The organism is Xenorhabdus sp. NBAII XenSa04 (genome assembly GCF_963866145.1).
GTDB classification, from domain to species: domain Bacteria; phylum Pseudomonadota; class Gammaproteobacteria; order Enterobacterales; family Enterobacteriaceae; genus Xenorhabdus; species Xenorhabdus indica.
In genome coordinates this window covers 1-1037 of the sequence record NZ_CAWMEB010000083.1, presented here as the reverse complement: position 1 = coordinate 1037, position 1037 = coordinate 1, and the positions used below count along the sequence as shown (strand labels likewise).

The following is a 1037-nucleotide window of genomic DNA, read 5'->3' as shown; positions in this document are numbered from 1 at the left end:
AAACCGCACGTTAACGTTGGTACTATCGGCCACGTTGACCACGGTAAAACTACCCTGACTGCTGCAATCACTACCGTTTTGGCGAAAACTTACGGCGGTAACGCGCGTGCATTCGACCAGATCGATAACGCACCAGAAGAAAAAGCACGTGGTATCACCATCTCTACTTCTCACGTAGAATACGATACCCCATCTCGTCACTACGCACACGTTGACTGCCCAGGCCACGCCGACTATGTGAAAAACATGATCACTGGTGCTGCTCAGATGGATGGCGCGATCCTGGTTGTGGCTGCAACTGATGGCCCAATGCCACAGACTCGTGAACACATCCTGCTGGGCCGTCAGGTAGGCGTACCATACATCATCGTGTTCCTGAACAAGTGTGACATGGTTGATGATGAAGAGCTGCTGGAACTGGTAGAAATGGAAGTCCGTGAGCTGCTGTCTCAATACGATTTCCCAGGCGATGACACTCCAATCATCCGTGGTTCTGCTCTGAAAGCGCTGGAAGGCGACGCAGAGTGGGAAGCGAAAATCATCGAACTGGCTGAAGCACTGGATTCTTACATCCCAGAACCAGAGCGTGACATTGACAAGCCATTCCTGCTGCCAATCGAAGACGTATTCTCCATCTCCGGCCGTGGTACTGTAGTTACTGGTCGTGTTGAGCGTGGTATCGTTAAAGTGGGTGACGAAGTTGAAATCGTTGGTATCAAAGAAACCACCAAAACAACGTGTACCGGTGTTGAAATGTTCCGCAAACTGCTGGACGAAGGCCGTGCAGGTGAGAACGTCGGTGTTCTGCTGCGTGGTACTAAGCGTGATGACGTTGAGCGTGGTCAGGTTCTGGCGAAGCCCGGTTCTATCCACCCACACACTCAGTTCGAATCTGAAGTGTATATCCTGAGCAAAGATGAAGGTGGCCGTCATACTCCATTCTTCAAAGGTTACCGTCCACAGTTCTACTTCCGTACCACTGACGTAACCGGTACTATCGAACTGCCAGAAGGCGTAGAGATGGTAATGCCAGGTGA

1 protein-coding gene is annotated in these 1037 nt (G+C 51.2%); it reads left to right on the top strand.

Annotated elements, in window-relative coordinates; genetic code table 11:
* A partial coding sequence (gene tuf, locus AAC147_RS04405) for an elongation factor Tu (RefSeq protein WP_047685765.1) occupies positions 1 to 1037 on the top strand: 1037 nt, incomplete at both ends.